This window comes from Streptomyces sp. NPDC052114 (assembly GCF_040680155.1).
GTDB lineage: Bacteria > Actinomycetota > Actinomycetes > Streptomycetales > Streptomycetaceae > Streptomyces.
Window position 1 is genome coordinate 686,375 of record NZ_JBFAWC010000003.1, and the last position, 9,023, is coordinate 695,397.

At 71.6% G+C, this 9,023-nt stretch carries 10 protein-coding genes and 1 pseudogene; 8 read left to right on the forward strand and 3 right to left on the reverse strand.

Annotated elements, in window-relative coordinates:
* Positions 1-8 precede the first annotated feature (8 nt).
* A complete protein-coding gene (locus tag AB0L89_RS09950; RefSeq protein WP_365137124.1) occupies positions 9-824 on the reverse strand; it encodes an SOS response-associated peptidase in 816 nt (271 codons plus the stop codon).
* 49 nt (positions 825-873) lie between these two features.
* On the opposite strand from AB0L89_RS09950, the gene AB0L89_RS09955 reads away from it, so the two are divergent.
* The 4 genes from AB0L89_RS09955 (at position 874) to AB0L89_RS09970 (ending at position 4,602) form a co-directional block, all read left to right on the forward strand.
* Positions 874-1,608 carry a M50 family metallopeptidase gene (locus tag AB0L89_RS09955; RefSeq protein WP_365137127.1) on the forward strand — a complete coding sequence of 245 codons (735 nt, stop codon included), beginning with the start codon at positions 874-876 and terminating at the stop codon, positions 1,606-1,608.
* 202 nt (positions 1,609-1,810) lie between these two features.
* On the forward strand, positions 1,811-3,136 hold the full coding sequence (aroA, locus tag AB0L89_RS09960; protein ID WP_365137130.1) for a 3-phosphoshikimate 1-carboxyvinyltransferase: 1,326 nt from the start codon (positions 1,811-1,813) through the stop codon (positions 3,134-3,136).
* A gap of 17 nt (positions 3,137-3,153) precedes the next feature.
* Positions 3,154-4,164 (forward strand): ribosome small subunit-dependent GTPase A, encoded by a 1,011-nt coding sequence (rsgA, locus tag AB0L89_RS09965; RefSeq protein WP_365137133.1) that lies wholly within the window; start codon positions 3,154-3,156, stop codon positions 4,162-4,164.
* Between the two features lie 114 nt (positions 4,165-4,278).
* On the forward strand, positions 4,279-4,602 hold the full coding sequence (locus tag AB0L89_RS09970) for a multidrug efflux SMR transporter (RefSeq protein WP_365137136.1): 324 nt from the start codon (positions 4,279-4,281) through the stop codon (positions 4,600-4,602).
* A gap of 16 nt (positions 4,603-4,618) precedes the next feature.
* Here AB0L89_RS09970 and AB0L89_RS09975 read toward each other — a convergent pair whose 3' ends face one another.
* The gene (locus AB0L89_RS09975) at positions 4,619-5,224 is read right to left on the reverse strand and encodes a TetR/AcrR family transcriptional regulator (protein ID WP_365137139.1); all 606 of its coding nucleotides are present in this window, start codon (positions 5,222-5,224) and stop codon (positions 4,619-4,621) included.
* 222 nt (positions 5,225-5,446) lie between these two features.
* Between AB0L89_RS09975 and hisN the strand changes: the two genes are divergently transcribed.
* Complete coding sequence (gene hisN / locus AB0L89_RS09980; protein WP_365137142.1) at positions 5,447-6,247, forward strand: histidinol-phosphatase; 801 nt, start codon at positions 5,447-5,449, stop codon at positions 6,245-6,247.
* A gap of 202 nt (positions 6,248-6,449) precedes the next feature.
* Positions 6,450-6,851: a CBS domain-containing protein gene (locus AB0L89_RS09985; RefSeq protein ID WP_365137145.1), complete on the forward strand. Its 402-nt coding sequence runs from the start codon at positions 6,450-6,452 to the stop codon at positions 6,849-6,851.
* A gap of 66 nt (positions 6,852-6,917) precedes the next feature.
* Here the strand turns inward: AB0L89_RS09985 and AB0L89_RS09990 are convergent, their stop codons facing one another.
* A complete protein-coding gene (locus tag AB0L89_RS09990; RefSeq protein WP_365137240.1) occupies positions 6,918-8,387 on the reverse strand; it encodes a catalase in 1,470 nt (489 codons plus the stop codon).
* A gap of 126 nt (positions 8,388-8,513) precedes the next feature.
* Between AB0L89_RS09990 and AB0L89_RS09995 the strand changes: the two genes are divergently transcribed.
* Positions 8,514-8,930, forward strand: coding sequence for a Fur family transcriptional regulator (locus AB0L89_RS09995; protein ID WP_069885712.1), 417 nt, complete (start codon positions 8,514-8,516; stop codon positions 8,928-8,930).
* Positions 8,931-9,023, forward strand: a pseudogene (locus tag AB0L89_RS10000) (SAM-dependent methyltransferase); the annotation flags it as partial. It lies immediately after the preceding gene.

Sequence of the window (9,023 nt, forward strand, 5' to 3'; positions counted from 1 at the left end):
GCAGGGTGTCAGAAGAGCGTGCCTTCTTCGGGACCTTCGAGCTCCGTCAGGAGTTCGGGGCCGTTGTTGCGTACGTTGCTGACGGCCGTCGACACCGGGTACGCCCGCATCAGGCCGTGCGGCGGCGGCTCCAGGAGCGTGCGCAGGTCCTCGACGTCCGTGCGGGAGGGGTCGAGCCAGGCGTCCCAGCGGTCCGGCGTCAGCATCAGCGGCATCCGCGGGTGGATGTCGGCGAGCGAGCGCGGGCCTTCCTCGGGGCCGACCGCGAGCGGCGCGGTCTCCGCCTCGGTGGTGATCACCGTGCAGGTCACCCACCAGGCCAGCGGGTGCTCGTCGGGCAGCGTCCTGTCCCGCCAGAACTCGTAGAGCCCGGCCATGGCGAAGACCGAGCCGTCGGCGGGCGTCACGAAGTAGGGCTGCTTGCGGGGCCGCTTCTTCTTGCCCTCGACCTCCAGCTGGCGCTCGTCGGGCGCGGTCACCCACTCGTAATAGCCGTCGGCGGGCAGGACGCAGCGGCGGGCGGCGAAGGCGCGGCGGTAGGAGGGCTTCTCGTGGACGGTCTCCGCGCGGGCGTTGATCATCCGTGCGCCGCCCTCGGGCGTCTTGGACCAGGAGGGCACGAGGCCCCACTTGAGCGTGCGCAGCTGGCGAACCGGACGCGGGTCCTCGGCGTCTTTCAGGGGACGGTCCAGGATCGCGTAGACCTCTTTGGTGGGCGCCACGTTGAAATCGGGGGCGAGGGCCTCCTCCGGCTCCCACTTCTCGATCTCGAAGATCCCCGCGAGATCCTCGGGCCTACGACTGGATGCATACCGTCCGCACATACGTGCCAGACTGCCAGACCCCGTACGACCAGAGGAGCCGGTCCCAGCAATGGCCCACGGAACGCAGACCACCGCCAACGCCAGCCTGGCCGACCTCTGGGACCGCGTGTTCGGCACCCAGGCCGCGCCGGAGCAGTGGCTGGTGATCGCGACCGGCGTCGTCGCGCTCGCCGTCGTCGTCCCGCACGGCATCTGGCGCCTGGCCCGCAACGCCATCACCATCGCCCACGAGGGCGGCCACGGCCTGGTCGCGCTGCTCACCGGGCGCCGTCTCGACGGCATCCGGCTGCACTCCGACACCTCGGGCCTGACGGTCTCGCGCGGCAAGCCCACCGGGCTCGGCATGATCCTCACCGCCGCCGCGGGCTACACCGCGCCGCCGCTGCTCGGCCTCGGCGGCGCGGCGCTGCTGGCCTCGGGCCGCATCACGGCGTTCCTGTGGATCGCGACCGCGCTGCTGGTGGCGATGCTGGTGATGATCCGCAACGCGTACGGCGCCCTGACCGTGGTCCTCACCGGCGGCACCTTCCTGGTCGTCTCCTGGCTGGCGAACACCGACGTGCAGGCGGCGTTCGCCTACGCGGTGGTGTGGTTCCTGCTCCTGGGCGGGGTGCGCCCCGCCTTCGAGCTGCAGTCCAAGCGCCGGCGCGGGGGCGCGGGCGACTCGGACGCCGACCAGCTGTCGCGGCTCACGCACGTGCCCGCGGGGATGTGGCTCTTCCTCTTCCACGCGGTCTCGCTGTGCTCCCTCATGGGCGGCGGACGCTGGCTGCTCGACCTGTGAGCGGGCGCGGTCCGTCGTACGAGCGGGCACGGCCCGTCGCATGAGCGGGCTCGGTCCACCGGACGAGCGGGCGCCGTCCGTCGTACGAGCGGGCGCGGTGCGAGGCGTGCGCGGGCGCGGTCTCTACCAGTTCTCTGTTTCGCCTGGGTTTCACCGCTTTTGATCAAGATTCCGGGTCACCGGCAGCCACTAAAGTGAGGGCATGACCGAAACCCCGGCGCACACCGCCCTCTGGCCCGCCCCGCACGCAAGCGGAGCCGTCACCGCGACGGTTCACGTCCCCGGTTCGAAATCGGTCACCAACCGCGCGCTGGTGCTTGCCGCGCTGGCCGCCGAGCCGGGCTGGCTGCGCCGCCCGCTGCGCTCCCGTGACACCCTCCTGATGGCGGGCGCCCTGCGCACCATGGGCGTCGGCATCGAGGAGGGCGTGGGCCCCGACGGCTCCGGCGAGGCCTGGCGCGTGATCCCCTCGGGCCTGCGCGGCCCGGCCACGGTCGACGTCGGCAACGCGGGCACGGTCATGCGCTTCCTGCCCCCGGTCGCCGCCCTCGCCGACGGCCCGATCCGCTTCGACGGCGACCCCCGTTCGTACGAGCGCCCCCTGCACGGCGTGATCGACGCCCTGCGCGTGCTCGGCGCCCGCATCGACGACACCACGGTGGGTGCCTCCGGCGCGCTGCCGCTGACCGTGCACGGCGGCGGTGCCCTGGAGGGCGGCCGGGTCGAGATCGACGCGTCGTCCTCGTCGCAGTTCGTGAGCGCCCTGCTGCTCTCGGGCCCGCGCTTCAACCAGGGCGTGGAGGTCCGCCACATCGGCGGCACCCTGCCGTCCATGCCGCACATCCGGATGACCGTCGACATGCTGCGCGCGATCGGCGCCCAGGTCGACGAGCCCGAGTCGGGCGGCGAGCCGAACGTCTGGCGGGTCACCCCCGGCGCCCTGCTCGGCCGCGACCTGACCGTCGAGCCCGACCTGTCGAACGCCCAGCCCTTCCTCGCCGCGGCCCTGGTCACCGGCGGCACGGTCACGATCCCCGACTGGCCGGCCCGCACCACGCAGCCCGGCGACGCGCTGCGCCGGATCTTCACGGAGATGGGCGGCTCCTGCGAGCTGACCGAGCAGGGCCTGGTCTTCACCGGCTCGGGCTCGATCCACGGCATCGACGTGGACCTCGGCGAGGTCGGCGAGCTCACCCCCGGCATCGCCGCGGTCGCGGCCCTCGCCGACTCCCCCTCGACGCTGCGCGGCGTCGCGCACCTGCGTCTGCACGAGACGGACCGGCTGGCCGCGCTCACCAAGGAGATCAACGAACTGGGCGGTGACGTCACCGAGACGGCCGACGGGCTGCACATCCGCCCGCGCCGGCTGCACGGCGGCATCTTCCACACGTACGACGACCACCGCATGGCGACCGCCGGCGCGATCATCGGCCTCGCGGTGAAGGACGTACAGATCGAGAACGTCGCGACGACGGCGAAGACGCTCCCGGACTTCCCCGAGCTCTGGACCGGGATGCTCGGGAACTGACGGGCGGATCGAGAACCATGCGCCGCTACGGCAAGAACCCCGACGAGGACGACATCCGCGTCCGCCCCAACCGCAAGGGCAACCGCCCCCGCACCCACATCAGGCCCAAGCACGAGGACGCGGCCGAGGGCATGGTCCTCACCGTCGACCGGGGCCGCCTGACCGTCCTGGTCGAGGACCGGGTCGTGATGGCCATGAAGGCCCGCGAACTGGGCCGCAAGGCCGCCGTGGTGGGTGACAGGGTCGCGGTCGTCGGGGATCTCTCCGGCAAGAAGGACACCCTCGCGCGGATCGTGCGGATCGAGGAGCGCTCGTCGGTCCTGCGGCGCACCGCCGACGACGACGATCCCTACGAGCGGGTGGTCGTCGCCAACGCCGACCAGCTCGCCATCGTCACGGCCCTCGCCGACCCCGAGCCGCGCCCGCGGCTGATCGACCGGTGCGTCGTGGCGGCGTACGACGGCGGCCTGGAGCCGATCCTCGTGCTCACCAAGTCGGACCTGGCCCCCGCCGACAAGCTCCTGGAGACGTACGCCACCCTCGACATCCCCTATGTGGTCACCAGCCGCGAGGAGTTCACCGACGGCGCGGAGCTCGCGCGGGTGCACGAACTCCTCGACGGCAAGGTCACCGCGTTCGTCGGGCACTCCGGCGTGGGCAAGACGACGCTGGTGAACGCGCTGGTCCCCGAGGAGCGGCGGCGCACGACCGGGCACGTCAACGCGGTCACGGGCCGCGGCAGGCACACCACCACCTCCGCCCTCGCGCTCCCCCTGTCGGGCGCGGACGGCTGGGTGATCGACACCCCGGGCGTGCGGTCCTTCGGGCTCAACCACGTCGACCCCTCGCGCGTCATCCTCGCCTTCCCCGACCTGGAACCGGGGACGGTGGACTGCCCGCGCGGGTGCAGCCACGACGAGAAGGACTGCGCGCTGGACGCCTGGGTGGCCGACGGTCACGCGGACCCGGCCCGCCTGTACTCGCTGCGCCGGCTGCTCGCCACGCGGGAGCGGCGCGACGGCGACTGAACTGCCCGTTGTTTGCGGCGCCACGGCAAAGGTAAATGCATAATCGCACCAAGCCGGATTCAAGCCAGGCGAAGCGGTCGCGGATCGTGGGCCAGTACGGGAGGCAGGGACAGCATGGCGTGGCTGCTGGTCATCGTGGCGGGCATTCTGGAGACCGGTTTCGCGGTCTGTCTGAAGCTGTCGCACGGGTTCACCCGGCTCTGGCCGACGATCGCGTTCGCCGCCTTCGCGCTCGGCAGCTTCGGTCTGCTGACCCTCGCCCTGAAGAAGCTGGACGTCGGGCCCGCGTACGCGGTGTGGACCGGCATCGGGGCCGCGGGCACCGCGATCTACGGCATGATCTTCCTCGGCGACCTGGTCTCCACGCTCAAGATCGTCTCGATCTCCTTCGTGATCATGGGCGTGATCGGCCTCCAGCTGTCCGGCTCCGCGCACTGATCACCCGGTAGCGGGCCTACTTTCCGCTCACCCAGCGCCCGATGGCCCCGCGGACCAGTTCGGCGGGGTCGTCGCCGTCCCCGGCGGGCGCGACGACGTAGGACAGGGCGAGGCGCACCGCGCCCTCACAGGCCAGGGCCAGCTCGGGGTCCCTGGCGCGGCCCCGGCCGCCGAGCGCGAGCACCGCCCGGTCCCGCACGTGCGCGAGCAGCTCCGCGGACGTGGGCACCCCGGCGTCGGCGCGGCGCTGCGCGGGCACCGACGAGGTGGACCCGGCTCCCCTGCTCGGCGCGGGCAGCCGCTCGCTCCAGCAGCCGGTGAGCGCGGCCCGCACGAGGGCGTTGCCGCGGGCGGCGCCCACCGTCCACGCGGCCACCGCCGCGAGCCGGTCGGCGGGCTCGCGCTCCTCGGCAAGGGCGCGCTCGACGCCGTGCAGATAGCCGTCGGTCTCGCGCCGCAGCAGGGCGCGGGCCAGCCCGTCCTTGCTGCCGAACTCGTTGTAGAGGGTCTGCCGGGACACTCCGGCGGTGGCGGCGACGTCGACCATGCGGACGCCGGGCCACGGTCGTCGGGCGAGCGCGGTGTAGGCCGCGTCCAGTAAGGATTCCCGTGCTGCAGGCATCGTCGCCTCCCCGGGCCGAAGCGGCTCCGGTGCCAGAGTTGACGCGCTCGGCAGCACTGTCAATAGCTCCGGCGCGAGGAGGCCCGACACCGCGCGCGACGAACCCCCGGCCGCTCGCACACGGGTTCCATGAGAGGCCTCCGGCGCCGCGCGCACCGCTGCCGCGGCGGCCCGGGGATGGGCACTGTGGTCCGTCCCGTACGAGATCGATACTGTTCACTCATGCCCGACTACCACGATGATCTGCGTCTCGCCCATGTCCTCGCGGACGCCGCCGACGCCCAGACCATGGACCGGTTCAAGGCCCTCGACCTGAAGGTCGAGACCAAGCCGGACATGACGCCGGTGAGCGAGGCCGACAAGGCCGCCGAGGAGCTGATCCGCTCGCAGCTCCAGCGCGCGAGGCCCCGCGACGCGATCCTCGGCGAGGAGTACGGCATCGAGGGCACGGGCCCGCGCCGCTGGGTGATCGACCCGATCGACGGCACCAAGAACTACGTGCGCGGCGTCCCGGTCTGGGCCACCCTCATCTCCCTGATGGAGGCGGGCGAGGGCGGCTACCAGCCGGTGGTCGGCGTGGTCTCCGCGCCCGCGCTCGGCCGTCGCTGGTGGGCGGCGAAGGGCGGCGGCGCCTACACGGGACGCAGCCTCACCTCGGCGAGCCGGCTGCACGTCTCCAAGGTCCCGCGGCTCTCGGACGCCTCCTTCGCGTACTCCTCCCTCTCGGGCTGGGAGGAGCAGGGGCGCCTCGACGGCTTCATGGACCTGACGCGCGCGGTCTGGCGCACCCGCGGCTACGGCGACTTCTGGCCCTACATGATGGTGGCCGAGGGCTCGGTCGACATCTGCGCGGAGCCGGAGCTCTCGCTCTGGGACATGGCGGCGAACGCGATCGTGGTGACGGAGGCGGGCGGCAGCTTCACCGGCCTCGACGGCAGGCCGGGTCCGCACAGCGGCAACGCGGCCGCGTCCAACGGCCTGCTCCACGACGAGCTGCTGGGCTACCTCAACCAGCGCTACTGACACCCGGGACCGTGCGGAGCGTACGCCACGCGGCGTACGCCCCGAACTGACCGCGCGCGCCCTCTTGTTGGTGTCCACCTTGGCTGCGACTCTGAGAGTCCCCCTACTTGTGAACTTGTGAATCCGTTCTCCAAGCAGGTAGCGGAGGCAATCCTTCGCCCACCGGGAGGTCTCGGCTTCACCAAGGAGGTGGCTCACGCCCATGCTCGTCCGCGACGCCATGAGCACGATGGTCCTCACCATCGGTCCCGCCCACACACTCCGTCAGGCCGCCCACCTGATGTCGGCCCGCCGCGTCGGCGCGGCCGTCGTACTGGACCCCGACACCAGCGGGCTCGGCATCCTCACCGAGCGCGACATCCTCATCTCCCTGGGCCTCGGCCAGAACCCGGACCTGGAGACCGCCGGGACCCACACCACCACCGACGTCGTCTTCGCCACGCCCGCCTGGACCCTGGAGGACGCCGCGGACGCCATGTCGCACGGCGGCTTCCGCCACCTGGTCGTCGTGGACGGCAACGAACCGGCCGGGATCGTCTCGGTCCGCGACATCATCCGCTGCTGGGCGCCCGCCCGGCGCGCGGCGGCCACCGTGGCCGGCTGAACACGGCGGCGGGCCGGACCCCCGAGGGGATCCGGCCCGCCGCTCTCCCACGACAAGCGGGTCCGGTCAGCCGCGCAGGGCCTGGACCGCGGCTTCCAGCCGCTTGCCGAAGTCGCCGTCCGCCTTGCGGAAGTTGTCGATCGCGCGCTCGGCGATGTCGTCGCGCGAGACCTTGGCGATGAAGCCCGCCAGGTTGTCGATCAGGCGGCCCTTCTCGTCCTCGGACATCAGGCGGTAGAGGTCGCCCGCCTGCACGAAGTCGTTGTCCTCGGCGTGCGAGGGCGCCTCGTGGTTGCCCGTGGGGCCCGTGACCGGGAGGGGCTGCCACAGCGGGCGGTCGGTCTGGACCGGGCCGCCGAAGCTGTTCGGCTCGTAGTTCTTCGCGCCCTTGTGGCGGCCGTCGTACAGGAAGCCGTCACGGCTGTGCGTACGCGCCTCGGTGGCGTGCGGACGGTTCACCGGCAGGTGGTCGGCGTTGATGCCGACGCGGTAGCGGTGGGCGTCGCCGTACGCGAACAGGCGGCCCTGGAGCATCTTGTCCGGGGACGGACCGATGCCGGGGACGAAGTGCGCGGGCGAGAAGATCGACTGCTCGACCTCGGCGAAGATGTTCTCCGGGTTGCGGTTGAGCTCCAGCTTGCCGATCTCGATCGGCGGGTAGTCCTCGTGCGGCCACACCTTCGTGAGGTCGAACGGGTTGAAGCGGTACTGGGCCGCCTCCGCCGCCGGCATGATCTGCACCTGCACGGTCCAGGTCGGGAAGTCGCCGCGCTCGATGGCCTCGCGCAGGTCGCGCTGGTGCGAGTCGGGGTCCTTGCCCGCGAGGGCCTCCGCCTCCTGGGCGGTGAGGTTCTTGATCCCCTGGTCGGTCTTGAAGTGGTACTTGACCCAGAAGACCTCGCCGGCCTCGTTGTTCCACTGGAACGTGTGCGAGCCGTAGCCGTTCATGTGGCGGTACGAGGCGGGGATGCCGCGGTCGCCGAACAGCCAGGTCACCTGGTGCGTGGCCTCGGGCGACAGACCCCAGAAGTCCCAGACGTTGTCCGCCTCCTGCGAGCCCGTGTAGGGGTCCCGCTTCTGGGTGTGGATGAAGTCGGGGAACTTGATGGCGTCCTTGATGAAGAAGACCGGGGTGTTGTTGCCGACGAGGTCGTAGTTGCCCTCCTCGGTGTAGAACTTCAGCGCCCAGCCGCGCGGGTCGCGCACCGCGTCGGCCGCGCCGAGGTTGCCCGCGACGGTGGAGAAGCGCAGGAACGTCTCGGTCTGCTTGCCGACCTCGGAGAGGAACTTCGCGCGCGTCCACTGCGAGACGTCCCGGGTGAGCGTGAAGGTGCCGTACGCACCCGCGCCGCGGGCGTGCACGATGCGCTCCGGGATGCGCTCGCGGTTGAAGTGGGCGAGCTTCTCGAGCAGCAGCTGGTCCTGGACCAGCGTGGGGCCGCCGACGCCCGCGGTCTCGCTGTTCTGGTTGTCGGCGACCGGCGCGCCGGCCTCCGTGGTGAGCGGTCCCTGCGTCACGTGCGCCTCCTGCGTCATTTCCTGCAAGTCCTGTCCTTGGCGTCTGCCGTACTCGATCCTACGATGGACTTTGTCTAAGTCAAGTAAACATCCAAAGTCACACCTGGTCGGGACTTAGGTCCCCCTGCTGTTAGGCTGGTTCTCATGAGCGACCTGTTGGAACGACTGCGCGGACGCGGCTGGCGCATGACCGCACAGCGGCGCGTCGTGGCCGAGGTGCTCGACGGGGACCACGTCCACCTGACGGCCGACGAGGTGCACGCCCGCGCCGTGGGCAAGCTGCCCGAGATCTCCCGGGCGACGGTCTACAACACCCTGGGCGAGCTGGTGAGCCTCGGCGAGATCCTGGAGGTCTCGACGGACCGCCGCGCCAAGCGGTACGACCCGAACGCCCACCGGCCCCACCAGCACCTGGTGTGCGCCCGCTGCGGCGCCATCCGTGACGTCCACCCCACGGGCAACCCCCTGGCGAGCCTCCCCGACTCGGAACGCTTCGGCTTCACGGTCGAGGGAGTAGAGGTCACCTACCGGGGCATCTGCCCGAACTGCGCGTCGGCGTAGCAGGCCCAGGACAGCTACAACGCGTCCGGCGCCATCCCCTACTTCCTGCGGCCCGTCGACCAGATCACGGCGTTCTTCGACGGCCTGGAACTC